The organism is Aurantiacibacter flavus (genome assembly GCF_039710615.1).
GTDB classification, from domain to species: Bacteria; Pseudomonadota; Alphaproteobacteria; order Sphingomonadales; family Sphingomonadaceae; genus Alteraurantiacibacter; species Alteraurantiacibacter flavus.
Map to the genome: position 1 here is coordinate 770774 of NZ_JBDLBR010000001.1, position 25349 is coordinate 796122.

At 64.4% G+C, this 25349-nt stretch carries 21 protein-coding genes; 13 read left to right on the top strand and 8 right to left on the bottom strand.

Annotation, left to right across the window (positions count from 1 at the left end):
* Positions 1-32 precede the first annotated feature (32 nt).
* Together hemA and murI are read right to left on the bottom strand one after the other, a co-directional pair.
* Positions 33-1253: a 5-aminolevulinate synthase gene (gene hemA, locus ABDJ38_RS03690; protein WP_346783922.1), complete on the bottom strand. Its 1221-nt coding sequence runs from the start codon at positions 1251-1253 to the stop codon at positions 33-35.
* Positions 1254-1359: 106 nt separating this feature from the next.
* Positions 1360-2154, bottom strand: coding sequence for a glutamate racemase (gene murI, locus ABDJ38_RS03695; RefSeq protein ID WP_346783709.1), 795 nt, complete (start codon positions 2152-2154; stop codon positions 1360-1362).
* Between the two features lie 114 nt (positions 2155-2268).
* Here murI and plsY point away from each other — a divergent pair, with 114 nt between their 5' ends.
* The 4 genes from plsY (at position 2269) to ABDJ38_RS03715 (ending at position 8330) form a co-directional block, all read left to right on the top strand.
* Positions 2269-2880: a glycerol-3-phosphate 1-O-acyltransferase PlsY gene (gene plsY / locus ABDJ38_RS03700; protein ID WP_346783710.1), complete on the top strand. Its 612-nt coding sequence runs from the start codon at positions 2269-2271 to the stop codon at positions 2878-2880.
* Positions 2877-3989, top strand: coding sequence for a DNA-processing protein DprA (dprA, locus tag ABDJ38_RS03705; protein WP_346783711.1), 1113 nt, complete (start codon positions 2877-2879; stop codon positions 3987-3989). The genes plsY and dprA overlap by 4 nt, the downstream gene beginning before the upstream one ends.
* A gap of 93 nt (positions 3990-4082) precedes the next feature.
* On the top strand, positions 4083-6650 hold the full coding sequence (topA, locus tag ABDJ38_RS03710; protein ID WP_346783712.1) for a type I DNA topoisomerase: 2568 nt from the start codon (positions 4083-4085) through the stop codon (positions 6648-6650).
* A gap of 291 nt (positions 6651-6941) precedes the next feature.
* A complete protein-coding gene (locus ABDJ38_RS03715) occupies positions 6942-8330 on the top strand; it encodes an MFS transporter (protein WP_346783713.1) in 1389 nt (462 codons plus the stop codon).
* On the opposite strand, the gene ABDJ38_RS03720 is transcribed toward ABDJ38_RS03715, so the two are convergent.
* The 4 genes from ABDJ38_RS03720 to lepB all read right to left on the bottom strand — a co-directional run bounded on the left by ABDJ38_RS03720 (position 8327) and on the right by lepB (position 11593).
* The gene (locus ABDJ38_RS03720) at positions 8327-9070 is read right to left on the bottom strand and encodes an SGNH/GDSL hydrolase family protein (RefSeq protein ID WP_346783714.1); all 744 of its coding nucleotides are present in this window, start codon (positions 9068-9070) and stop codon (positions 8327-8329) included. The genes ABDJ38_RS03715 and ABDJ38_RS03720 overlap by 4 nt on opposite strands.
* A gap of 95 nt (positions 9071-9165) precedes the next feature.
* Complete coding sequence (gene era, locus ABDJ38_RS03725; protein ID WP_346783715.1) at positions 9166-10071, bottom strand: GTPase Era; 906 nt, start codon at positions 10069-10071, stop codon at positions 9166-9168.
* Complete coding sequence (gene rnc / locus ABDJ38_RS03730; RefSeq protein WP_346783716.1) at positions 10068-10739, bottom strand: ribonuclease III; 672 nt, start codon at positions 10737-10739, stop codon at positions 10068-10070. The genes era and rnc overlap by 4 nt, the downstream gene beginning before the upstream one ends.
* Positions 10736-11593 (bottom strand): signal peptidase I, encoded by an 858-nt coding sequence (gene lepB / locus ABDJ38_RS03735; protein ID WP_346783717.1) that lies wholly within the window; start codon positions 11591-11593, stop codon positions 10736-10738. The genes rnc and lepB overlap by 4 nt, the downstream gene beginning before the upstream one ends.
* Before the next feature lie 151 nt (positions 11594-11744).
* Here lepB and pgi point away from each other — a divergent pair, with 151 nt between their 5' ends.
* The 6 genes from pgi (at position 11745) to ABDJ38_RS03765 (ending at position 19651) form a co-directional block, all read left to right on the top strand.
* Positions 11745-13259: a glucose-6-phosphate isomerase gene (pgi, locus tag ABDJ38_RS03740; protein ID WP_346783718.1), complete on the top strand. Its 1515-nt coding sequence runs from the start codon at positions 11745-11747 to the stop codon at positions 13257-13259.
* A 127-nt stretch (positions 13260-13386) separates the two neighbouring features.
* Positions 13387-13926, top strand: coding sequence for a heme NO-binding domain-containing protein (locus ABDJ38_RS03745; RefSeq protein ID WP_346783719.1), 540 nt, complete (start codon positions 13387-13389; stop codon positions 13924-13926).
* Positions 13923-15893 carry a putative bifunctional diguanylate cyclase/phosphodiesterase gene (locus tag ABDJ38_RS03750; protein WP_346783720.1) on the top strand — a complete coding sequence of 657 codons (1971 nt, stop codon included), beginning with the start codon at positions 13923-13925 and terminating at the stop codon, positions 15891-15893. The genes ABDJ38_RS03745 and ABDJ38_RS03750 overlap by 4 nt, the downstream gene beginning before the upstream one ends.
* A 218-nt stretch (positions 15894-16111) precedes the next feature.
* Positions 16112-17542 carry a DEAD/DEAH box helicase gene (locus ABDJ38_RS03755; RefSeq protein WP_346783721.1) on the top strand — a complete coding sequence of 477 codons (1431 nt, stop codon included), beginning with the start codon at positions 16112-16114 and terminating at the stop codon, positions 17540-17542.
* 204 nt (positions 17543-17746) lie between these two features.
* Positions 17747-19090 carry a glutathione-disulfide reductase gene (gene gorA, locus ABDJ38_RS03760; RefSeq protein WP_346783722.1) on the top strand — a complete coding sequence of 448 codons (1344 nt, stop codon included), beginning with the start codon at positions 17747-17749 and terminating at the stop codon, positions 19088-19090.
* Positions 19091-19126: 36 nt separating this feature from the next.
* Entirely contained in the window at positions 19127-19651 is a 525-nt protein-coding gene (locus ABDJ38_RS03765; protein WP_346783723.1) for a DUF421 domain-containing protein, read from the top strand.
* 5 nt (positions 19652-19656) lie between these two features.
* On the opposite strand, the gene aroB is transcribed toward ABDJ38_RS03765, so the two are convergent.
* Positions 19657-20775: a 3-dehydroquinate synthase gene (gene aroB / locus ABDJ38_RS03770; RefSeq protein WP_346783724.1), complete on the bottom strand. Its 1119-nt coding sequence runs from the start codon at positions 20773-20775 to the stop codon at positions 19657-19659.
* Entirely contained in the window at positions 20754-21335 is a 582-nt protein-coding gene (locus tag ABDJ38_RS03775; RefSeq protein ID WP_346783725.1) for a shikimate kinase, read from the bottom strand. The genes aroB and ABDJ38_RS03775 overlap by 22 nt, the downstream gene beginning before the upstream one ends.
* Positions 21336-21549: 214 nt before the next feature.
* Between ABDJ38_RS03775 and ABDJ38_RS03780 the strand changes: the two genes are divergently transcribed.
* From ABDJ38_RS03780 to ABDJ38_RS03790, 3 genes are read left to right on the top strand one after another with little or no spacing between them, the layout of a single operon-like run.
* Positions 21550-23421, top strand: coding sequence for a hypothetical protein (locus ABDJ38_RS03780; RefSeq protein WP_346783726.1), 1872 nt, complete (start codon positions 21550-21552; stop codon positions 23419-23421).
* Positions 23421-24314: a tyrosine recombinase gene (locus tag ABDJ38_RS03785; RefSeq protein WP_346783727.1), complete on the top strand. Its 894-nt coding sequence runs from the start codon at positions 23421-23423 to the stop codon at positions 24312-24314. Before ABDJ38_RS03780 ends, ABDJ38_RS03785 begins: the two co-directional genes overlap by 1 nt.
* Positions 24315-24324: 10 nt before the next feature.
* Positions 24325-25278: an acetyl-CoA carboxylase carboxyltransferase subunit alpha gene (locus tag ABDJ38_RS03790; protein ID WP_346783728.1), complete on the top strand. Its 954-nt coding sequence runs from the start codon at positions 24325-24327 to the stop codon at positions 25276-25278.
* The last annotated feature ends 71 nt before the right edge of the window (positions 25279-25349 follow it).

Consider the following 25349-nt stretch of genomic DNA (forward strand, 5'->3'; position numbering starts at 1 on the left):
TGCCGGATCTCCGGCGGAGGATTGTCGGGATGTCAGGCTGCTACGCGAAGTTGCAGTTCTAGCCGCTCCCAAATCTCCACCAGCGCGGTGGTCAGCTCGTCCATCATCACCTCGGTGTGCGAGGGGCCGGGGGTGAAGCGCAGCCGTTCCGTGCCGCGCGGCACCGTCGGGAAGTTGATCGGCTGCACATAGACGCCGTATTCCGCGAGCAGAATGTCGGAAATCTTCTTCGCGCGCACCGGGTCGCCCACCATCAGGGGGACGATGTGCGTGGTCGAATCCATCACCGGTAACCCGGCATCGCGGAACTTTGCTTTCAGCATCGCTGCGGCGGCCTGCTGGCCATCGCGCTCTGCGCTCGATTGCTTGAGGTGTTTCACCGAAGCGAGCACGCCCGCAGCCAGCACCGGGCTGATCGAGGTGGTGAAGATGAAGCCGGGCGCATAGGAGCGGATGCAATCGATGATCCGCGTATCGGCAGCGATATAGCCGCCCATCACGCCAAACGCCTTGCCCAGCGTACCCTCGATGATGTCGATCCTGTGCGCGGCCTCGTCGCGTTCGGAAATACCGCCGCCGCGTTTGCCGTACATGCCCACCGCGTGGACCTCGTCGATATAGGTGAGCGCGCCGTACTTCTCGGCCAAGTCGCAAATGGCGTGGATCGGAGCCACGTCGCCATCCATTGAATAGACGCTTTCGAAAGCGATCAGCTTGGGCACGTCGGAAGCTTCGGCGGCGAGCAGCTCTTCAAGATGGGCGACATCGTTGTGACGCCAGATGCGTTTTTCGCAGCCCGAATTGCGGATGCCCGCGATCATGCTCGCGTGGTTCAGCTCGTCGGAGAAGATCACGCAGCCGGGCAGCAGCTTGCCCAGCGTGGAGAGCGTTGCATCGTTCGAGACATAGCCCGAGGTGAACAGCAGCGCGCCTTCCTTGCCGTGAAGTTCGGCCAGTTCGCGCTCAAGTTCGATATGGTAGTGCGTGTTGCCGCCGATGTTGCGCGTGCCTCCCGAGCCCGCGCCAACATCGTGCAGCGCCTCTTCCATGGCGGCGACGACCTTGGGGTGCTGGCCCATCGCGAGATAGTCGTTCGAGCACCAGACAGTGATCGGCTTGGGGCCGTTGTGCCCGGCAAAGCAGCGCGCATTGGGGAAGGCACCCTTGTTGCGCAGGATGTCGATGAAGACGCGATAGCGACCCTCGCCGTGGAGACGGTCAATCGCCTGGTCGAAGATATGATTGTAGTTCAGCGTACCGGTCCGATCTGCGCCGCGCGCTTGGCTGCGGCAATCCTCATGCGCGGAATTAGTCAACACAGCGTTATTTTGAAAGGGCGATGTTTGCGAAGGGTTCTCATTACAACCCTGCAATTCTGCCAATTCCGTAGTGTTGGAGAGCCCGATGTAGCGCGGTGTCATGGCTGGCGTCACCTGTGATGATTGCAAGATCGCTGTCGGGCTTCGTGAAGGCCTGACCGCGCGTGAGATAGGCAATGCGGCGGGCAATTCCTTGCGCTCCATCAACAAATGCGACTTCCGGCCCGAATTCTTTGGCCAGTTCTTGGGTCAGCAGCGGGAAATGGGTGCAGGCGAGTACCACCGTGTCGATCCGCTCGCCGCCCGCTTGGCGGCGTAGCCCGGCAACGGCTGCGGCAATGGCTGCCGGGTCGGGTTGTTCGCCGCGCAGCTTCTGTTCTGCGGCCAGGACAAGCTCGGGGGCGGCGTGGCGCAGCAACGTCTTGCCCTTGGCGAACTCGGCCTCGAGGCGGTCGACATAGGGTTGGCGAATCGTAGCGGCGGTGCCGAGCAGACCGATACCCCCGGTTTGCGTTGCTTCGGCGGCGGGTTTGATCGCAGGTACGGTGCCGACAATCGGTGTTTCGAGCACCTCGCGCACCATGCCCAGTGCAATGGTCGAGGCGGTGTTGCAGGCGATGCAAATGAGGCGCGGGTGATAGCGTTCCGCGAGTCGCCCCGCCAGCCCACAGACGCGGGCGGCGATTTCATCCTCGCTTTTGTCGCCATAGGGCAGAGCCGCACTGTCAGCGACGTAGATGTATGACGCTTCGGGCAGCAGCGCGCGTGTTGCGGACAGCACGGTGAGCCCGCCGACGCCCGAGTCGAACATTAGGATGGGGGCATCGGCACGCATATTCGCTCCAAATCCGTTCGGGCCGAGCTTGTCGAAGCCCTGTCTTTTCCCGTAAGCGCGGCGCTATAAGATTGCACGGCCCTTGGGCAAGCTCGGGGCGGATGGAGCTGTGGTTTGGATTCTCTTTTTGCATTCCTGATCGGATATGCCTTCGGTTCGATCCCGTTCGGCTTGCTGCTCGCTATGGCGGCGGGCAAGGGCGATATTCGCCAGATCGGCAGCGGCAATATCGGCGCGACCAATGTGCTGCGCACCGGCTCGAAGGGGCTGGCGGCGGGGACGCTGTTGCTTGATCTGGCCAAGGGGCTGGCTCCGGTGCTGATCGTGCGCGCGCTGTTTGGCGAAGAGGGCGCGCTGCCTGCCGCTGCGTTTGGCCCGGTGCCGCTCGCGGCGCTCGGCGCGGTGTTGGGGCACTGCTTCCCGGTGTGGCTGAAGTTCAAGGGCGGCAAGGGCGTGGCCACCAATGCGGGCGTGGCCTTCGGGATCGGTTGGCCGGTTGGGCTGGCCTATGCGCTGGTGTGGCTCGGCTTGCTCGGCACAGTGCGGATCAGCTCGGTCGCGGGTATGGGCGCGGTGCTGGCGGCTGTGCTGGCCGGGGCGCTGCTGGGCTATGATCGCTTCGTGCCGATACTGGCGGTGATCGCAGTGCTGGTGATCTGGCTCCACCGCGCGAACATCGCTCGCATCAAAGCCGGGACTGAACCGAAGGTCGGCGGCAAAAAGTGAGCGAGGGGCGGGCTGCAGGATCGTCGCTCTCGCAAGCGGAAGCCTATGCCCGCATCCGCCTGCTGCGCTCCGCCAATGTTGGCCCCGTGTCCTATCGCCAGCTGCTGGCGCGGTATGGCAATGCCGAGGCCGCGCTGGAAGCTCTGCCCGAACTGGCCGCGCGCGGGCTGAAGAAATCCTATCGGGTGGCGACGCGCACCAGGGTAAGCGCCGAGATCGAGGCCGCGCGGGCGACAGGCGCGCGCTACCTGTTCCACGACAGCGCCGACTATCCGCCGCTGCTGGCCGAGTTGGAAAGCGCTCCGCCGATCCTCACCGCGCGCGGTGACCCTGCGCTTGCGCATCGGCCCGCCGTGGCGATGGTTGGCGCGCGCAATGCCTCGGCGGCGGCGTTGAAGCTGGCGCGCGATCTGGCGCATGAGCTGGCGGGGGAGGGCTATGTGGTCGTCTCAGGGCTGGCGCGCGGGATCGACGGGGCCTGTCACGAGGGCGCCTTGCCCGCCACCATCGGCGTGATCGCCAGCGGGATCGACATTGCCTATCCGCCGCAGCACGCCAAGTTACAGGAGCGCATCGCCTGCGACGGCCTGCTGCTGGCGGAACAACCCCCCGGTACCGAACCACGCGGGAGCCACTTTCCCTCGCGCAATCGCATAATCGCCGGAATCGCCGCCGGAACGCTGGTGGTCGAGGCCGCCCCGAAGTCGGGCTCGCTGATCACCGCGCGGCTTGCGGGCGAGGCGGGACGCGAGGTGATGGCGATCCCCGGCTCGCCGCTCGATGCGCGCAGCCACGGGTGCAACCAACTCATCCGCGAGGGCGCGATCCTCGTCCAGAGCGCTGAGGACGTGATCGAACTGCTCGCCGGGTTCGACGGCATGCCCCGCTCTCAGGTGCGCGAGCCCGAGCCGGACTTCGCCTCCGCGCCTGACGATGAGGTGCCGGCCACTGACCTGGCCGACCTCCTCAGCACCGCCCCCGTCGCCATCGACGAATTGATCCGCCAGACCGGCTCCAGCCCCGGCGCGGTGCACATGGCCTTGCTTGAACTGGAGATTGCCGGGCACCTTGCGCGCCACGCCGGGGCAAAAGTCTCGCTAGCCGGATGAGCCCAGCCTCGCTAACTGCCTGCTTGACGCGAGGCTGCTAATCGCACCACCCTCGCGTGTACGTACACGTGTAAGGGACTGACGGCTTTCTCCATGCAGCTAGTTATCGTCGAATCGCCCGCGAAGGCGAAGACCATCGAGAAGTACCTCGGCAAGGACTACAAGGTCCTGGCCTCCTACGGTCACGTCCGCGACCTGCCGCCGAAAGACGGCTCGGTCCGCCCGGACGAAGATTTCGCGATGGACTGGGAGGTCTACGCCGACAAGCGCAACCGCGATCAGGTGAAAGCCATTGCCGACGCGGCCAAGAAGGCCGACCGCCTGATTCTCGCCACCGACCCCGATCGCGAGGGCGAGGCGATCAGCTGGCACGTGATGGACCTGCTCAAGCGGAAGAAGGCTCTGCCTGCCCATGTGCAACGCGTCACCTTCAACGCGATCACCAAGCCCGCTGTCACCAGCGCTATGGAGAAGCCGCGCGATCTCGATCAGGATCTGATCGACGCCTATCTCGCCCGCCGCGCGCTCGACTATCTGTTCGGCTTCACCCTGTCGCCGGTGCTGTGGCGCAAGCTGCCCGGTGCCAAGAGCGCGGGCCGCGTGCAGTCTGTCGCGCTGCGGCTGATTTGCGAGCGCGAGCGCGAAATCGAGGCGTTCAAGCCCGAGGAATACTGGTCGGTCGTCGCCCATATGGAGCATGATGGCAGCCAGTTCGACGCGCGCCTCGTCAAGTTCGACGGCAAGAAGCTCGACAAGATGTCGCTCGGCAATGGCACCAGCGCCGAGGCGGCGAAAGCGGCGGTCGAGGCCGGGCGGTTCACCGTTGAAGAGGTCGAGACCAAGCCGCTCAAGCGCAATCCCGCGCCGCCGTTCACCACCTCGACCTTGCAGCAGGAGGCAGCGCGCAAGCTCGGCTTCTCGGCCAGCCACACGATGCGCTGTGCCCAGTCGCTCTACGAGGCGGGCGCGATCACCTATATGCGTACCGACGGCGTGCAGATGGACCCATCGGCCATCGACGCCTGCCGCGATGCCATCGGCGACCGCTACGACAGCGCCTATCTGCCCGAGAAGCCGCGCTTCTATTCGACCAAGGCAAAGAACGCGCAGGAAGCGCACGAGGCGATCCGCCCGACCGACTTCACCCGCGACCGCGCCGCATCGGGCGACGAAGCAAAGCTCTACGACCTCATCTTCAAGCGCGCGATGGCGAGCCAGATGGCAACTGCGCAGCTTGAACGCACCAGTGTCACCCTGCGCGAGGCGACCGGCCAGCACGAACTGCGCGCCACAGGGCAGGTGGTGAAGTTCCCCGGCTATCTCGCTGTCTATTCGGAAAGCTTCGACGAGAAGAATGACGACGAGGACGACGGCCTGCTGCCGGTGCTGCGCCAAGGCGATTTGCCGGCCAAGAAGGGTGTCGACGCCACCCAGCACTTCACCCAGCCGCCGCCGCGCTTCTCCGAGGCGAGCCTCGTCAAGCGGCTGGAGGAACTGGGCATCGGCCGTCCGTCGACCTATGCCTCGACCATCCAGACCCTAAGGGATCGCGCCTATGTGCGAATGGAGAAAAACCGTTTCTTCGCAGAGGATTCGGGCCGTCTTCTGACAGCCTTTCTCGAACGCTTCTTCCCGACCTATGTCGCTTATGACTTCACCGCCGGGATGGAAGACGAGCTTGACGAGGTCTCGGGTGGCCGCGCCGAATACAAGGCGCTGCTCGAAAACTTCTGGAAGGACTTCAAGCCCAAGTCCGACGAGGTGATGGAGCAGCAGCCTTCGGAAGTGACCGAAGCGCTCGATGTGTTCCTGGAGGACTATCTGTTCCCCAAGCGCGACGACGGCAATCCGCCGCGCTGGTGCCCGAAGTGCGCCGAGGAAGGCCGTGACGGCGGCGAGCTGCATCTGCGCGGTGGACGGTTCGGCGCCTTCATCGGCTGCGTGAACTATCCCGAGTGCAATTTCCGCCGCAAGTTCGGCCAGCCGGGCGAGGGCGATGGCTCGGAAGACGAGAGCATGGGCACCGATCCCGAAACCGGCCTGCCGGTCGAGCGCAAGACTGGCCGCTTCGGCCCCTACGTGCAGATCGGCGAGGGCAAGGACGCCAAGCGCGCGAGCATTCCCAAGGATATCGATGACTTCGACCTCGACTGGGCGCTGAAGCTGCTGGCGCTGCCGCGCATCATCGGCAAACACCCTGAGACGGGCATGGATATTGAGGCTGCGATAGGACGTTACGGGCCATACCTCAGGCACGATGGCAAGTATGCCAAGCTCTCGGGCACCCGTGACGTGTTCGAGACGGGCATGAACGCGGCGGTCTCACTGTTGGCCGAAGCGGCCAACCGCAAGGGTGGTGGCAGGGCCAAGGCCGAGCCGGTCAAGACCTTCGGCGCGCACCCCGAAAGCGGCGGCGAGATGAAGGTGATGCCGGGGCGCTATGGCCCCTATGTCACCGACGGCACGACCAATGCGACCATTCCCAAGGATGTGAAGCCCGAAGACCTCACCGAGGAACAGGCGATCACGCTGATCACGGAAAAGGCCGCGAAGGGTCCGGCGAAAAAGCGCAAGGCTCCGGCAAAGAAGAAAGCCCCTGCCAAGAAGAAGGCGCCTGCGAAGAAGAAGGCTGCGGCGAAGAAGCCCGCTGCGGGAGACTAACGCGCCGGCGCGATGGTTTCCTGCAGCGGCGTGGATGTGCCACAAGCGCCGCGTGAAACCCGCTCCCGCCTTTCAGCATTGCCCCGCTGCATGCAAAGCGCTTGTCGCGCGTTCTGACTCGCTGCGGTGTCAACTTCGACAGGTCGACGTAAGCCGGTGGGAACTTTGGGCTTTTCCCAAGGTTGTGGGCGCGACAGTGTGTCAACTTTGTCAAGTTCGGGTGCGAAAAGAACAATTGGCGATCAGCTTGCCTTTCTTCGCAGTTGCACACAAGTGGGGCGGATGGATCAAATGAGCTCAGTCGCACGCGCCCGGGAGGCCGCCGCTTCCGAAGACGGCTTGCCACTTCCGCGCCGGATCTGGGCGATTGTCGCCATCAGCCTGGGCACGAGCCTGCTGGTGATCGACGGCGCAATCCCGACCGTGGCGCTGCCGACAATTGCTCGCGACCTTGGCGTTTCCAGCGCGATGGTGACCAATATTATCACCGTTTATCAGCTCGTGCTGGTCATGCTGCTGCTGCCTTTCTCCTCGCTCGGCGACAGGCTCGGTCATCGTACCCTTTATCAGTATGGGCAGGCGATGTTCATGGTCGCCTCGGGGCTGTGCTACTTCGCCGATAGCTTCGCCTTGCTCATGGTGCTGCGTGGGGCGCAGGCGATAGGCGCGGCGATGGCGCTGAGCGTTTCGGCAGCGATGCTGCGGCAGATTTATCCGTCGACCAAACTTGGCACCGGGCTGGGCGTCAATTCGGTGATCGTGGCCAGCTCCGCCGCGCTGGCGCCGACATTGGGCGGCTACATCGTGGGCCACACCGATTGGCACCTGGTGTTCGTGGCCGCCGTGCCCTTTGCCATCGTGTCGCTGATAATTGGCCGCACCTTGCCGGACCCAATTCCGCTTAACCGGCGCAGCGAGCTGGTTTCGGGCGTATGGAGCGCGCTATCGATGTTGCTGCTTGTTGGCGGGCTGCAACTGGGCACGCATGGGAGCGTGGTGGTTGGTATGGCGGTCTTTGCCGCTGGCATTGCATCCACCGCGATGCTGGTGCGCCGTGAACGCCAGCGTGAAACGCCGGTGTTGCCGGTCGACCTGCTGGCAAGGCCCGTGATCGGGCTGTCCGCTCTGGCGGCGATGGCTTGCTTCGTATCGTCGGGCGCGCTGCTCCTGTCACTGCCGTTCCGCCTGGAGACAGGCATGGGCTACGATCCGCAAGTGGTCGGTACGCTGCTGCTGCCGTTTCCGCTCACCATGTTGGTAGTCTCGCCAGTGGCGGGCTGGGTTTCGGACCGGGTGGCGCCCACCAAGCTCGGGGTGGCGGGTATGGCCATCGCGATCGTTGGCCTGCTGCTGTTGGCGACGATGGGCGACGATCCGGGCAAGTTCGGCATCAGCTGGCGGTTGTCGTTCACGGCGCTGGGCTTCGGCCTGTTTTTCAGCCCCAATTCGCGCCTGATGATCGGCCGCGCCCCGCGCGAGCGGGCGGCAGCGGCGGGCGGACTGCTCAGCACCTCGCGGCTCTTCGGGCAGACGCTGGCCGCCGTGCTGGTGGGTATCCTGTTGCAGGCCGGTTTCGGCCAGAGCCCGGTTCCGCTCTATGCCGCATGTGCGCTGGCGGTGGTGGCAGCGGTCTGTTCGTTGGCGCGCTATCGGACCTTCACCAATACGTCGGTCAGCTAGCTGGAAAGCATCGCGGCCAGCGCCTCGGCAATCGCGGTATGGCCTTGCGCGGTTGGATGCCAGGGGGCACCGGGGCCGGATGCTGTCGGCGAGAACCCGCGTGAAAAAGGGCGCGGGTCGCAGACAGTGTGCGATGCCGAAAGTGTGTCGACGGAAAGAACTTCGGCCCCGCTCGCCCGTGCCGCGCTGGCCGTCACCTCAGCAAGCCTGTGCGCAAGCTCGCGAGCCTGTTCGGCGGCATTCGCGCTGATAGGCGTGGCGCTGCACAGTTCCTCGGGCACCAGTGTGACATATTGCACGAACACCACCCTGGCGGCAGGTGCGGTGTCATGGATTTCGCGAACGATTTGCCTCAGGTTGGTTTCAAGCGCGGCATAGTCAGCATCGGAGGGCCGATGCGGCAGGTCAGGGCAGGACCGCGTTTCTCCGCCCATCGCCATGCCCACCGCCGGATCGCATGAGGCGGAGAACAACAGACCCATGTAGTTGAGGTCATTCCCGCCCACGGTGATCGTGACCAGCCGTGTATCGGGACGCACCGCAGAAAGCTGGGCAGGCAGTTCGTTCCATGCGTCCAGCAGGTGCGCGGACGTGGCCCCGCCGCAAGACTCATCTTCCAGCGCAAGGTTCAGATGGGCGGCAAGCAGGCTGGGATAGTTATTGACGGCGCGGTTGCAACGTTCGGGAGTACCGGGTTTGTTCGGCCCGATCCCCGCGCCAGCCGCAAACGAGCTGCCCATTGCAACATAGTGCGAGCCTGTTGGTACGTCGCGGGCGTCAGGAAGGCTTGCGCAGGAAGTCGCCAGCGAAAGAAGTGCAAGGGCAGCCAGCGGCCTCACTTGACCCAGTCGAGCCCGATTTCTTCGAAGATCTCGCGGCTTTCCGACCACTTCTCGTCCACCTTCACATGCAGGAAAAGGTGGACCTTCACGCCGAGGATTTCCGCTAGCTCGGCCCGTGCCGCCTCACCGATGGCCTTCAATTTGCTGCCGCCCTTGCCGAGGACAATGCCCTTCTGGCTGTCGCGCGCGATCACGATCTGCTGGTGGATTTCCACCGAGCCATCGGGCCGCGTCTGATAGCTTTCGGGCCGCACGGCGCTGTCGTAGGGCAGCTCTTCATGCAGTTGCCGGTAAAGCTGTTCACGGGTAACTTCGGTGGCGAGCAGGCGCTCGCTTGCATCCGAAACCTGATCTTCGGGATAGTGCCAGACGCCCTCGGGCATCAGCGAGGCCAGATGGGTCTTGAGTTCGGGCACACCGTCGCCGGTCAGCGCCGAAACGAAGAACACCTCGGCGAAGTCGGCCATCTCGGTCAGCTCCTGCGCCAGCGCTAGCAGTGGCTCTTTCTTCGAGACATCGACCTTGTTCAGCACCAGATACTTGCGCTCAGGGCGGCCCTTGAGGTTCTCTAGCAGCGGGATCAGCTCGTGCCGCCGCTGCTTGACCGGGTCGACAATCAGCAACACCGCATCGGCCTCCACTGCGCCTTCCCACGCCGCTGACACCATCGCCCGATCAAGCCGCCGCTTCGGCGCGAAAATGCCAGGGGTGTCGACGAGGATCATCTGCACTTCGTCGTGCAGTGCAATGCCGAGCATCCGCGCGCGGGTGGTCTGCGCTTTGGCGCTGGTGATGGCGACCTTCTGGCCGACCAGCTGATTAACGAGCGTCGACTTGCCCGCATTTGGCGCGCCGATCACGGCCACAAGGCCGCACTTTGGGGGAGCCTGATCGCTCATCCGTATTTCTCCATGAACAGCCTTGCGGCTTCGGTCTGCGCGTCTTGCTTGCCGCTGGCAGTGGCCTCGACCGCGCCGACCTTGTGTACGCTCACGCGCACTGTGAACTTGCGGGCGTGGTCGGGCCCTTCGATGTCGACCACTTCGTATTCAGGGGGCTTGCGCTGGTTGCCTGCGGCCCATTCCTGCAGCGCGCTCTTGGGATGTTTGGCGCGGCCTGCTGCGCCGTCCATTGCCTCGGCCCAGATCGTGCGGATCAGGTCGCGAGTGGGGGCGAAGCCGACTTCGAGGAAATTGGCCCCCAGCAGCGCCTCCATGATGTCCCCGAGCACGTTGTCGCTGTCGGACGCGCCATCGTCACGCGCCTGCTTGCCCAGGCGAATGTGCGCGGGCGCTCCGATGGCGCGGGCACGCGCAGCGCACTGATTGCGTGAGACGAGCGCGTTCAACCGCTGGGCGAGCTTGCCCTCGGCGCTCTGGTCGCGTTCGTAGAGCCACTCGGCCACGGTCAGACCAAGCACCCGGTCGCCGAGGAATTCGAGCCGCTCGTAGTTTCCCGCCTCGCCGGTGCTGCCGTGGGTGAGCGCATCGCGCCACAGGCCCGCCCGGTTGACGGTGAAGCCCACGCCGGTGAGCCATTTGCGGGTGTCGGAGGAAAGCTCGCTCATATCGGCTGTCCGATCCGGCTCCACCGCGCGGCGGTGAACCATGTCCACGGCTTGAGCCATTCGGCGCTGCCGTCGGTCGAGAAATACATGAAGCTGGCGCGGCCGACGAGGTTCTCGACCGGCACCATGCCGACCCATCCGTTCGCCACCGCAGGCTTGCGCGAATCCTGCGAGTTGTCGCGGTTATCGCCCATCATCAGCAGGTGGCCTTCGGGCACGGTGATCGACGGCGTGTTATCGACTTCGACGGTGGTGAGATCGAGCACGTTGTAGCTCACCCCGTTGGGCAAGGTCTCGCGGAACTGCGGGAACGAGCAGGCGAAGCTGCCATCATCCTGCCGCACGGTGAAACGCGCACGACCGGGGCCGCAACCGCGCGCGGCGGTGGTCGGCAGCACGAAGTTCGCGACCGGCTCCTTCGGAACGGCCGCGCCGTTGATGTAGAGCACGCCATCCATCATCTGGATCGTGTCGCCGGGCAGGCCGATCACGCGCTTGATATAGTCGCTCTTGTCGAGCGGATGCTTGAAGATCGCCACGTCGCCGCGCTCGGGCAGGGTGGAGAACAGCCGCCCGTCGCCGACATCGAGGTCGAACGGCAGCGAATACCGCGAATAGCCATAGGGCCACTTGGCCGCGAACAGGTAGTCACCCACCAGCAGGCGCGGCATCATCGATTCGGACGGGATGTTGAAGCTCGTGAACACCAGCGTGCGGAACAGCAGCACGATAAGCACCAGCTTCACGAGGAACCAGGCGAAGCTCTTGGCATCCTCCGGCTTCTTCTCGGGCTCGGCCGCTGCGCCGGTGGGTTCGGGCTCGCGCAGTTCGCGGATATGGTCGGTGTCGCTCATCGTGGCGCGGTCATGTTGCCCGCGCGGCCCTCCGTCAAGCGGGGCTTCGCCTTGATTGCCTTCGCATGTGCAACATTTTGCGGTTTTCTTTGCCCGACGATAGGCCTAGCCATTGCGCCGAACAGAATTGAGGAAGGGATCTGACATCACCATGAGCACCACTCGCGAGGAATGCTGGAACGCGCTGGCGCAACTGCCGCAACCCACCTTGGCGGAGCTGTTCGCGGCGGATGAGGCTCGGGTGGAGAAGCTGACCCGGCGGATAGAGCTCGACGATGGCGGCATTCGTTTCGACTGGTCGAAGACCCACCTCGACGATGCGCGGATCGAAGGCTTCGAAGCGCTCGCCAAGGCTTCCGACTTCGACGAGATGCGCCGGCGGTTGTTTGCGGGCGAAGTGGTGAACCCGACGGAGGAGCGCGCTGCCGAGCATTCCGCACTGCGCGGTGTTGGCAAGGACTCCAGCGTGGAGGAAGCCGAGGCTCTGCGCGCACGGATGCTGATGCTGGTGCAGGCGATTCACGATGGCGTGCTGGGCGAGGTGCGCCATCTGATCCACGTCGGCATCGGCGGTTCGGCGCTCGGTCCGGCGCTCGCGGTTGACGCGCTGGCGCGCGAGGATGCGCTGGTCGATGTGCATGTGGTCGCCAATATCGACGGGCTCGCGTTGGAAGAGGCCTTCGCCAAGTGCGATCCGGCCACCACGCTGGTGGCGGTTGCCTCGAAAACCTTCACCACCATCGAGACGATGACCAACGCCCAGAGCGCGCTGCGCTGGCTGGCCGACAACGGTGTGGACGACCCCACGGGCCGGGTGATCGCGCTCACCGCCGCGCCGGAAAAGGCGGTGGAATGGGGCGTGGATGAAACGCGCATCCTGCCCTTCGCCACCAGTGTGGGCGGCCGCTATTCGATGTGGTCGAGCATCGGCTTTCCGATTGCGCTTGCCATCGGGGTGGAGGGCTTCGAGCAGTTCCTCGCCGGTGCCGCGGCGATGGACCGGCACTTCGAAAGCGCCGAGGACAGCGATAACCTTCCGCTGCGGGCGGCCTTTGCCGACTTGCACTATGCCCGTATCTTGCGCGCGCAGACCCGCGCGGTCTTCGCCTATGACGAGCGGCTGCGGATGCTGCCCGACTATCTCCAGCAGCTCGAAATGGAATCGAACGGCAAGAGTGTGACCGTGGGGGGCGAGCCCGCCGAAATCACCGCACCGATCACCTGGGGCGGAGTGGGCACCGATGCGCAGCATGCGGTGTTCCAGCTGCTACATCAGGGCACCCACCTCGTCCCGGTCGACTTTATCGCCAGCATCGAGCCGGGCGATGCGCTCGACCCGGCGCATCACCATATCCTGCTGATGAACTGCTTTGCCCAAGGCGCGGCATTGATGGCGGGCAAGAGCAACGACGATCCGCATCGCAACTATCCCGGCAACCGTCCCTCGGCGACGATCCTGCTCGACGACGTGACGCCGGAGAGTTTCGGCGCCCTGATTGCTTTCCACGAACACCGCGTTTTCGCCGCGGCGGTGCTGATGGACATTAACCCTTTCGACCAGTTCGGTGTCGAGCTGGGCAAGGAGATCGCCAAGAAGATCGAGGCGGGTGGCGAGAGATTCGACCCCTCCACCGAAGCTCTGCTCAAGGCCGCTGCGCTCTCCTGACCGCTCTGGCATGCTGAATAGCGTGCTCCGGAAAAATCCTTAGTTGGAGAACGGCACGGTGAAACTGCCCGAATGCTAGACGCTTACGTTCGAACAGAGCGTCGGGAAAGCGTTGGGACTGTAAGCAGTGAAGGGTATCGTTTTCAACATCTTGCAGGAAGCTGTCGAACAGAAGTTCGGTGAAGACGCCTGGGAGAGCCTGATCGATGCTTCGGGCGTGTGCGGGGCCTATACCTCGCTCGGCAGCTATCCAGATCAGGAGCTCTTCGCGCTTGTCGCGGCGGCGGCGGCCTTGCTGGAAACGAATGAGGCCGAAGTTCTGCGCTGGTTCGGCCGCAGCGCCATGCCGATGCTGGAGGTTCGCTATCCGGAGCTGTTCGTGAACCACCGCACGTCGCGCAGCTTCATCCTCAGCGTCAACGATATTATCCACCCCGAGGTGCGCAAACTCTATGCGGGCGCCTCTTGCCCGCATTTTCACTTTGACGAGGATACCGAGGGACGTCTGCTGCTCGGTTATCGCTCGCCACGCCAGCTCTGCCAACTGGCGCACGGCTTTATCGACGGCGCTCTGGATCTGTTCGACGAGCGAGCGACAATCGAGCATCTGTTATGCATGCATCGAGGCGATGGCATCTGCAGGATGGCCATCGACTGGCATCCGTGAGCGCGCTTCATGACAGGATCGAAAGCGACACGGACAGCCGTGTTCAGCGTCTCGAGCGCCGCCTTGAGCGCGAGAGAAAGGCGCGTATCGATGCCGAGGCCGTAGCCGAGGCAGGTCTGCGCGAGCTGTACATCAGTCAGCGGCGGCTGAAGTTGCTGCATAAGGTTACCGTGGCGGCAAACTCGCCTGGAGGCCTGCGCCAATCTTTGCACGCGGCGCTGGAGGAGATCTGCACCGATCTCGATCTGGCCTGCGGGATTGCCTATACGGTGACCGACGGCGGCGAGGCGGCGCGCGCGATCGACCTGTGGTTTTCCGCCGAGCCGAGCCGCATCTTCGATTTCATCGAACTATCGCGCGAGGCCGAATTTGCCATAGGCGAGGGGCTGCCCGGTCGTGTGCTGGCCGATGGGAAAGCTCATTCGCTTGAGGACACCTCGCAGGCTGCGGACGGCGAGGGCAGTGCGCTGGCATTTACCGCTGGGCTGGGATCGGGCTTTGCGTTCCCCATCACCATCGCCCGCGAAACGGTCGCGGTCTTCGAGTTCTTCTGCCGCAAGATGATCCACCTCGATCCGCCGTTGCGCGCGCTGTTGGAGCAGATTGGCGTTCAGGTCGGACGGGTGTTCGAGCGCGAGCGCAGTCGGCAGGTGCTGCTGCACGAGGCCCGCCACGATGCGCTTACCGGTTTGCCTAACCGGATTGCCCTGCTGGAACGTATCAGAGCTGCCGCCATTGCCGGGAACGACGATGCCCTTGTCAAGATTATGGTGGTCGATCTCGACGGGCTGAAGGGAGTCAACGATCTGATGGGGCACCATGCAGGTGACCAGCTCATCAAGACCGCCGCGCGGCGGCTTGAGGCCTGCGTGCTCGGCCACCAGCGATCGATGCTGAATGCAGGAGGAAGCTCTTGCGTGTCGCGGGTGGGGGGCGATGAATTCATCATCTTGCTCGAAGGCAGGGAGTGGATTGATCAGGCCAGGGGCCTGGCCGAAAAGATGCACCGGGCTTTGGCAGAGTCTGAAGGGCTTCTTCCGGGCATAAGCGGTATTGCAGCTTCCATTGGGATCGCCAGGCTCGAAGGGACCGGCGATCTCGACCAGCTGGTTCGCAACGCCGATGTCGCCATGTATGCGGCGAAGGAGCGCGGCGGCTCGACCACCGTTGAGTTCGACGAGTCCATGCGCGACACGTTTCGATTCCGGGACGAACTCGAGAAGGAGCTGCGCGAGGCGATCCGCGCCCGTCAGTTCTTGCTCAATTTCCAACCTATCGTCGAGGCGGCGGATCCGAACGTGATCGTCGGTTTCGAGGCGCTGGTGCGTTGGCAGCATCCACAGCGCGGACTGGTCCATCCGGCAGATTTCATCCCGGCGGCGGAAAGCTGCGGACTGATCCTCTATCTGGGCGATTGGGTGCTCGAAGAGGCCTGTGCCGCGATTGCCCGGCTGAATGCCTGCGGCGGGCGCGGAGCGGACCGCTATGTGTCGGTCAACGTTGCGGCTCACCAGTTCCTGTCAGCGAGTTTCTCGGCGCGCGTGGGCGAACTCATCATGCGCAAGGGAATCGATCCGGCGAACCTGAGGCTCGAAGTCACCGAAGGGGTGGCGATTACCGACGCGAAGCGCACCCGCGAGGTGCTCGAACAGATCCGTGCCTGGGGCGTTAAGACAAGCCTTGACGATTTCGGCACCGGCTATTCCTCGCTGAGCTACCTGCAGCAGTTACCGTTCGATACGCTCAAGATCGACAAGAGCTTCGTCGCCGACCTCGACGACAAGCGTTCGCAGCAGATTGTGCGCACAATCGTCGAACTGGCGCGCTCGCTCGACCTCTCGGTGGTGGCGGAAGGGGTCGAGGATGCCATGCAAGGCGAGCTGCTCGCGGCCCTTGGTTGCGATTACCTGCAAGGCTATCATTACGGACGTCCGCTCGCCGAGAGCGAGGCCTTCGCACGATTATGACTTTCTTGCGTAGTCGCGAAAGAAATTGACTTTTTGGCGATAAGCCGCCAGAGCCCTGCCTACCGAAGCGCATGGCAGCGTGAACAGGCGATACGTCGCCCCGGCCGCGGTTCGGTTATGTTTTCCCAAGCTTCCCATTTCACGCGGGCGGTTCCTTACCTCCGCGAGTGCGCGCCCATATGGCTGCGCGCCTTCGCACTGCATGCGAGTATTTCTCTATGACTACCACTTTCGACCAGCTCGGCCTGTCGCAGCCTGTCCTTCAGGCGCTCGACATGAAGGGCTACACCACCCCGACCCCGATCCAGCAGGAGGCGATCCCGCCCGTGCTCGAAGGTCGCGATCTGCTCGGTATCGCGCAGACCGGCACCGGCAAGACCGCTGCCTTCATGCTCCCGAGCATCGACAACCTGCGCAAGAGCGACAACCGCGTACCGTTCAAATCTTGCCGGATGCTGGTGCTTGCCCCAACGCGCGAACTGGCCGGGCAGATTGCCCAGTCGGCCGAGGACTATGGCGCGCTTGCCGGGCTGAAGGTTCACTCGATCGTCGGCGGCACGTCGGTCAACAAGGACCGCAACAAGCTTCACAAGGGTACCGACATTCTGGTAGCGACGCCGGGCCGACTGCTCGACCTGATTGACCAGAAGGCGTTCAACCTCGCTGGCCTCGAAATCCTCGTGCTCGACGAGGCCGACCAGATGCTCGACCTCGGCTTCATTCATGCCCTGCGCAAGATCCGAGACATCGCCCCGAAGGACCGCCAGACGCTGTTCTTCTCGGCCACCATGCCCTCGCAGATCAAGGAACTGGTGAGCGGCTACTGCAAGAACCCGGTGCAGGTTTCGGTCACGCCCGAAAGCACCACGGCTGAACGCGTCGACCAGTATCTCTTCATGGTCCAGCAGGACGAAAAGCAGGCCCTGCTCGGCCTGATCCTGAGCAAGCGTTATGAAGTGCCGGGCAAGATCGAGCGCGTGCTCATCTTCACGCGCACCAAGCACGGCGCCGACCGGGTGGTGAAAAAGCTGGAGCAGGACGGCATCCGTGCCAATGCGATCCATGGCAACAAGAGCCAGCCCCAGCGCCAGCGCGCGCTTGACGAGTTCCGCAGCGCCAAGACCTCGGTGCTGGTGGCAACAGACGTTGCCGCGCGCGGGATCGACATTCCGGGCGTGAGCCACGTGATCAACTACGAGCTGCCCAATGTGCCCGAGCAGTATGTCCACCGCATCGGCCGGACCGCGCGTGCGGGCCGTGACGGCGTGGCGATTGCTTTCTGTGCCGAGGATGAGCGCACCTATCTCAAGGACATCCGCAAGACGACCGACGCCGAGTTCGAGCGCCTGCCGTTGCCGGAAAACTTCCGTGCCGTGGTCGAAGGTGTCGGGCCGACCAAGCCCGCGCCCAAGCAGCAGCGCCAGCGCGTTGCGCCCAAGCCGCGCGGTGCCTCCGCCGGTGGTGGTCGTGCGCAAGGCAAGCCCGCTCAGGGCAAGCCTTCTGGTCAGAAGCGCGCGGGCGGTGAAGGCCGTCCGGGCGGTCAGGCTGGACAAGGCGGACAGGGTCGCCCCGGTGGCGGTTCGCGTCGTCGCCGTGGCGGCGGTGGCGGTCAGGGCGGCGGAGGCGGAGGCCAGCGCGGTCGCGGCTAATCCGCAACGCAAAGCCCTTCCCCTGTGGGGAAGGGTTGGGATGGGGGTTCCACGCCAGCCAAGTATCTAGCACCCACCCCCAGCCCCTCCCCAAGGGGAGGGGAGCAAGGCGGGTGCATCAGACTCTTGGAGGCAACGCCTTTCAAATCCTTCCGTCAGCCCTCATATGGCCTGCTCCGCCACGAAGCAGCATAGGGCCACATCATGAGCGACTACGACTACGACCTTTTCGTCATCGGCGCCGGGTCGGGGGGTGTGCGCGCCTCGCGCATCGCCGCCAGCCACGGCGCGAAGGTCGCGGTCGCCGAGGAGTACCGGATCGGCGGGACCTGCGTCATCCGGGGCTGCGTGCCCAAGAAGATGCTGGTCTACGGTTCGATGTTCGCCGAAGAGCTGGGCCATGCCGACAAGTACGGCTGGACCATCGAAGGCGCGACATTCGACTGGAACGCGCTGCGCAGCTTCGTGATGGCCGATGTCGACCGGCTCGAAGGTCTCTACGGCAACACGCTGTCGAGCCACGAGGTCGAGCTGTTCCGCGAACGCGCGACGATTGCGGGGCCGCACGAGGTGACGCTGGCAAGCGGGAAGACAGTCTCCGCCGGCACGATCCTCATCGCGACCGGTGGCTGGCCCTCGGTGCCCGAGTTTCCCGGCAACGATCTGTGCATCACTTCGAACGAGGTGTTCCACCTTGAGCAGCAGCCGAAATCTCTGGTGGTGCAGGGCGGCGGCTATATCGCGATGGAGTTTGCCTCGATCTTCAACGCGCTCGGCACTGAAGTCTCGGTCATCAACCGTTCGGATAAGGTGCTGCGCGGCTATGACGTGCAGATCGTCGAGCGGATGCTGCACATCGCCATGGAGCGCGGCATCGATTTCCGCATGAGCTGCGAGATCGAGAAAGTCGAGCGCGATGGCGATTGCCTGCTCGTTCACACCGGCACGGAAAATCCGATCCGCGCCGATCAGGTGCTGATCGCCACCGGGCGCAAGCCCAACAGCGAGGGGCTCGGTCTCGAAAACGTCGGGGTCGAACTGGCTGGCAACGGCGCGATCAAGGTCGACGAATACAACCAGACAAGTTGCGAGAGCATCTATGCCGTGGGCGATGTGACCGACCGGGTCCAACTCACACCCGTAGCTATCCGCGAGGGCCACGCCTTTGCCGACAGCGTGTTCGGCGGCAACAAGCGCACCATCGACTACGACAACATTCCCAGCGCCGTTTTCACTCAGCCGCCGCTGGCAGGCGTTGGCATGACCGAAACAGAGGCCCGCAGCCAGTATGGAGGGGTGAAGGTCTACACCTCGGACTTCCGCCCGATGAAGAACCTGTTTTCGGACCACGTGGAGCGCGGCCTCTACAAGATGATCGTCGACGATACCTCGGGCAAGATCCTCGGCATTCACATGATCGGCCCGGAGTCGCCGGAAATCCTGCAAGTCGCCGCTGTGGCGGTGAAAGCGGGGCTCACCAAGCAGGCCTTCGACGACACCGTCGCTCTCCATCCGAGCATGGCGGAAGAGCTGGTACTGCTCAAATAGCGGGGGCCGACTGCGCGCTTCGGGCGTTGGGCCTGTATGTGGTTCGACAGTTGGACAGATATCGCGCAGATCGCGCTTACGAGCCTTTGCATCTATGCTCTGATTATCGTGCTTCTGCTGCTGGCGGGCAAACGCTCGCTGGCAAAGCTGAACGTGTTCGACCTCGTGGTGACGATTGCCCTGGGGTCGATCCTCGCCTCGACCATGATCGTGAAAGATATCTCTCTCAGCGATGGGCTCGTGGCGATGGGCGTGCTTGTCCTGCTGCAGTTCCTCGTTTCGTGGCTGTCGGTGCGGGTGCGCTGGTTCAAGCGATTGATCCGTTCCGATGCGCGGCTGATCTTTCGCGATGGCAGCTTTCTTGAAGGCGCTATGCGCGAAGAGCGGGTGACGCAGGCCGAGGTATTGGCCGCGATCCGCAAGAAGGGTCACGGGAAAACCGAGGAGATCGCCGCCGTTGTGCTGGAGACAGACGGTGACTTCAGCGTAATCGCCCACGGCCGCGCCGCCGATTACAGCGCGGTCGCCCCGATGCTCAGCGATGGCGAGGGCAAGGAATAGGACGGTTAGCTGGCAAGCTGTTCTGAGAGAAACGCGGCCACATCGTCCATAGCCACACACTTGTCGAGATAGGCCTCGCCGATGCCCTTGAGCAGGATGAAGGGCAGGGTACCTGCGTCCATCTTCTTGTCATGCAGCATGTGCGCGGCAAGGTCCTTGCCCGAACAGGTAAGCCCGAGCGCGGAAATCTCGGTGCGCAAGCCCGCGGCGGCGATGGCGGAGGTGACGCGAGCTGCGTCATCAGCACTAATGTTGCCGATCCGCGCTGAGTAGCGCGCCGCCAGTACCATCCCCAGCGCCACGCCCTCGCCATGAAGCAGGGACGAGGAAAAGCCGGTTTCGGCCTCAAGCGCATGGCCGAAGGTGTGGCCGAGATTGAGCAGAGCGCGCGTACCGGTGGTTTCGCGCTCGTCCTCGGCCACGATCCGGGCCTTGGTCGCGACACTCTGCTCCACCGCATAGGCCAGCGCTTGCGCATCGCCATCGACGACCTTGGCCCCGTTTGCCTCGCACCAGTCGAAGAAGGTCCGGTCACCAAGAATGCCGTACTTGATCACCTCGGCATAGCCCGCGAGCATTTCGCGGCGGGGCAGGGTGGCCAGCGCGCCCGTATCGGCCAGCACCAGCGCGGGCTGGTGGAAGGCGCCGATCAGGTTCTTGCCCTGCTTCGAATTGATCGCGGTCTTGCCGCCTACTGACGAATCGACCTGCGCTAGCAGCGTCGTGGGGATCTGGATGAAGCCGCAGCCGCGCTTTAGCACGCTGGCGGCAAAGCCGGTCAGGTCGCCGATCACACCGCCGCCCAACGCCACGATATGATCGCCGCGCTCGACGCCCTTGCCGAGCAGCCACTCGACCACGCCTTCAAGGCCCGTCCAGCTCTTGGCGGCTTCGCCGGGATCGAGCACGAGGAAGTGCGGCGTGTATCCTTCTTCCATCAGCGAGCCGGTCACCGTTTCACGCCAGTGCTCCGATACGTTGGCATCGGTGATGATCGGTACGTCTTTCTTGCGTAGCAGCGGGCCGCAGTGCGTGGCGCAATCGGCCAGCAGACCTTCGCCCACGCGCACGTCATAGGCGCGCCCTGCCAGCTCAACCCGAATTACTGCCCCAACGTCTGCCATGTCTTCAAAGCCTCCAGAATGCGGGCGACCACCTCGCCATGCGGCCCCTTGCCGCTGGTCACCTTGATCGGCGCCCGGGCATAGGATGGCTCGCGCTCGGCCTTCAGCCGGGCGAGGATTGCGCGCTTGTTGCCTCCGCGCAAAAGCGGGCGGTTATCGTTGCGGCTGACCCGTTCGAGCAGCGTTTCGAGATCGGCATCGAGCCAGATCGCGATCCCGCGCTCGAGAATCATCTCCGCTGTCTGCTGTTGCACGAAAGCTCCGCCTCCGGTCGCGATAACAGCATGGTTCTGATCGAGCAGCCGTTCGATCACGCGCCGCTCGCCGTCGCGGAAATAGTCTTCGCCGAACTGGTCGAAGATTTCGGGCACGCGCATCTGTGCCGCTTTCTCGATTTCGTCGTCGGCGTCGTAGAAGGGTATGTCCAGCTCCGCGGCCAGTCGTCGGCCGACCGAGGACTTGCCCACGCCCATCATGCCGACCAGCACTAAAGGCCGTGCAAGGCGCGCGACAAGGGTCTTTCGGCTCTCGCTGTCGGGTAGGGCAGGTGGCTTGGTCATTGCCGCATGGCCTATAGATAGGCTAACCGCTGGCGCAAGCGTGCCGACTGTCGGCGATACGGGACTGCACAAGAGTGAGACGTGGCGGAATGAGTGCCCTGGTGGTGATTGCGGTGTTGGCTCTCGTCGTGGCCCTGGTGGCGTGGTTCGATGGTGGCCAACAGGAGATTCGGCAGATTTCGCAGCCTGTAGACTGGCCTTCGGAGGTTGCACGATGAAACGGACGGCTCTCCTGCTCGCCGGTGTGGCTCTGGCCTGCACCTCGGCAACCTTTGCTCTGGCCGCGCCCGAAGACCTGCTTCCGCCGAGCTTCGGCAATGCGCCACCTCCACCACCTCCGTCTCCCGCACCATCGCCTTCGCCGCGTGCGTCCAGTGGTACACCAGCAGCACGCCCGTCCACTGTGTCAGGTCCAAGCGTCGATACTGGTTCCAATTCGAACCCGGTGGTCCAACCGCTACCCGGACCTGGTGAAGACCTGCCGGTCGCGGATAGTGGCCGGGTCTCCCTGCCCGAAGGTTTCCCCACGCTGGCCGAGCTGGAGGCGATGGAGCCCGACGAGATCGATCAGGTCCTCGGCCTGACGCCCAAATACGATATTCCTCCCGGTGCCCGACGCTCGATGGAGAAGGTGGGCGTGCTGTCGAGCGCGGAGGGTGGTTTCCACTCACGCAGCTTCGCCGGTCAGCCCGCGCGCCTGGTTGAGGCCGCGCTGGAGGCCGCCAAAGGGCCGATGATCTCGCGCTGGGGGCACATCCTGCTGCGGCGCGTGCTGGCGAGCAGGCTCGATGCGCCTGAGGGCATGGACCCGGCGGGCTTTGCCGCCATGCGCGCCTCTGCGCTCAACGCGATGGGCGAGGAGACGGTGGCCCGCGCGCTGGTGCAGGATGTCGATGGTTCGAACTACAACCGCGCGCTCACCGATGCGGCGATGGAAAGCTATCTCGCCACCGGCGACATTCTGGGCATGTGCCCGGTGGCGCGGCTTCAGCCGCTGCTGCGCGAGGATGGCGAGTGGGAGATGATCCAGGGGCTCTGCCTCGCCTATGATGGACAGGTCCGCAGTGGGGAACGACGCCTGCAAAAGGTGCTTGGCACCCAGATGGCCCCGACCATCGACGTGCGGCTTGCGCAGCGTTTTGCCGGGGCTGCGGGCGAAGGGCGGCGTGCCGTCAATATCGAGTGGGACGGGGTCGAAGACCTCACCCCGTGGCGCTTCGGGCTGGCGCGCGCCTTGGGGGCGGACATTCCCGAAAGCCTGCGCCGCCCCGGCCAGCAACCCGAACTCGACATTGCCGAGGTACAGATTCCGGCCAGCCCGCTGCTCGACCGTATCAAAGCTGCTGACGTTGCGGCGGAGCGCGGTATCTTTTCGGCTGCGGCGATGGTCGACCTTTATTCGCTGCTTTATGCCAGCGACCTTTACGATGCCGGTGCCAAGGCCCCGGCACGCCAGTTGCGCGCTGCCTATGCCGCCGCCGATGTTACCCAGCGGATCGCGGCCATGCGCAGTCTGTGGACGGCCAACCCCGGCTATGGCTCGCGGGTGCTCACGGCCTATGCCGCCGCGCGGATCGAGCCGTCCGAAGCGCTGGCCGACGATGCGGGCGAGCTGATCGCCTCGATGCTTACCGCCGGGCTTGATCGCAATGCCATGCGCTGGAGCGGTGTGGTCGAGGATGGCTCGCTCGGCTGGGCCCTGCTTTCGCTGGCGCGGCCTGCCGGCAGGGCTCCGGTCTCGGCTGGCGCGGTGGAGAGCTTTGCTGATGTGAGCGAACGTAAGGCCCGGTTCCTGCTGGCAGGGCTGGCGGGTCTTGGCCGTTTGAGTGACGATGACGCGCGCAACCTTGCCAGCAACCTTGACACCTCGCTCGATCGCACCGGCCCATGGCGCGCCAAGATCGAGCGCGCTGCCGCCACCGACAATGCTGCGCTGGTCGCCTTGCTTGCCGGTGTCGGAATGCAGGGCCAGAGTTGGGCGGGGATGACGCCGCGACAGCTCTACACCATCGTGCGCTCGCTCGATCAGGTTGGCCTTTCTGCCGAGGCGCGCATGATTGCGGCTGAAGCGGTCGCACGCGGCTAATGGCGACGCGCGCTGCCTCCGGCGCGATTGCGGCCTTCCTCGACATGCTCGCGGCAGAGCGTGGCGCGACGCGCAATACGCTTGATGCCTATGGCCGTGACCTGCGCGCAAGCGAGGAAGCGGTTGGCGATCTTTGCGCGGCGGGGCGCGAACAACTGGCGCGGCTTGCTGGGCAATGGGCGCATCTGGCGCCCTCGTCGGTGGCGCGGCGGATTTCCGCGCTGCGTCAGTTCTTCGCCTTCGCCGTGGACGAAGGTTGGCGCGACGACGATCCCTCGACCGCGCTGGCCCGCCCGCAAACGCGCCGTCCGTTGCCGAAGCTGCTCTCGCACGATGACGTCGCCAGGCTGTTCGCCGTGCTGGAAGAGGAAGCGGCGACCAACAGCCCGGCAGCTATTCGGATGCTGGCGCTGGTCGAGCTGCTCTATGGCTCGGGCCTGCGCGCGAGCGAGCTGGTGTCGCTGCCGTTATCCGCCGTGCCGCGCGATGCGCCGTTCCTGTCACTGGTGGGCAAGGGCGGGGTGGCGCGCATGGTGCCGGTGTCGAGCCGCGCGCGCACGGCCCTGTCGCGCTGGCTGGAGGTTCGCCCGCAAGGATCGAAGTTCCTGTTCCCCTCGCGCAAGGCCTATCTCAGCCGAATCAGGCTTTATCAGCTGATCAAGGAACTGGCCGCGCGCGCCGGGCTCGACGCCTCGAAGGTGAGCCCGCACGTTCTGCGCCATGCCTTTGCTACGCATCTGCTCGAAGGCGGGGCGGACCTCAGGCTGCTGCAAACGCTGCTCGGACATGCCGATATTTCGACCACGCAGATATACACCCATGTCGACGCTGCGCGGCTCGTGGCTCTGGTAAACGCGCGTCATCCTCTTGCGGGCGACGGGCGGGCGAGCTAGCGCGGCCTTTATGGTAGCTTACCTCGAATTCGAAAAGCCGGTCGCAGACCTTGAAAGCAAGATTGCCGAGCTGCGCGCCGCAGCGGGTGAAGACGGCGACGTCGACATCTCGCCCGAACTGGCGCGGCTGGAAGCACGCAGCGCGAAACTGCTGGCCAGCACCTATGCAGGGCTGTCGCCATGGCAGAAGACGCAAGTCGCTCGCCATCCGGGCCGTCCGCACTTCCGCGACTATGTCAGCCTCGGCTTCGAACATTTCATGCCGCTGGGCGGTGACCGCCTCTATGGCGACGACCGCGCGATAATGGGCGGCCTTGCTACCCTGCGCGGGCGCAAGGTCATGCTGATCGGGCACGAGAAGGGCAATGACACCGTCAGCCGGCTCGAACACAACTTCGGCATGGGCAAGCCCGAGGGCTACCGCAAGGCGATCCGGCTGATGGAAATGGCCGACAAGTTCGGCCTACCGGTGGTGACGCTGGTGGATACCTCAGGTGCGTTCCCCGGCATCGAGGCCGAGGAGCGCGGTCAGGCCGAGGCAATCGCTCGTTCCACCGAAGCCTGCCTCGCGCTGGGCGTGCCGATGGTGGCGGTGATCGTGGGCGAGGGCGGCTCGGGCGGCGCGGTGGCGCTGGCGAGCGCCGAGCGTGTGCTGATGTTCGAACATGCGGTCTATTCGGTGATTTCGCCCGAGGGCTGCGCGTCGATTCTCTGGCGCACCGCGGAAAAGGCGCCAGATGCAGCCGAAGCGATGAAGCTCACCGCGCAGGATCTGGCCGAGCTGGGCGTGATCGACCGTATCGTGCCCGAGCCGGTTGGCGGTGCGCAGCGTGATCCGGCCAAGGCTGTGAGCTCGCTGATCGAGGCGATCGACGCGGAACTCGACGGGCTAGCTAAGCTCGATTCGGCCACCCTTCGCAGACAACGTGAGGAACGGTTCCTCGCGCTTGGCCGGAACCTCTGAGAGCCCAGGCTGTTTGGCTTAGGACCCTTGCCGTGCTGCGTTGCGCGGAATAGCCAAGCGGTCATAAGGTA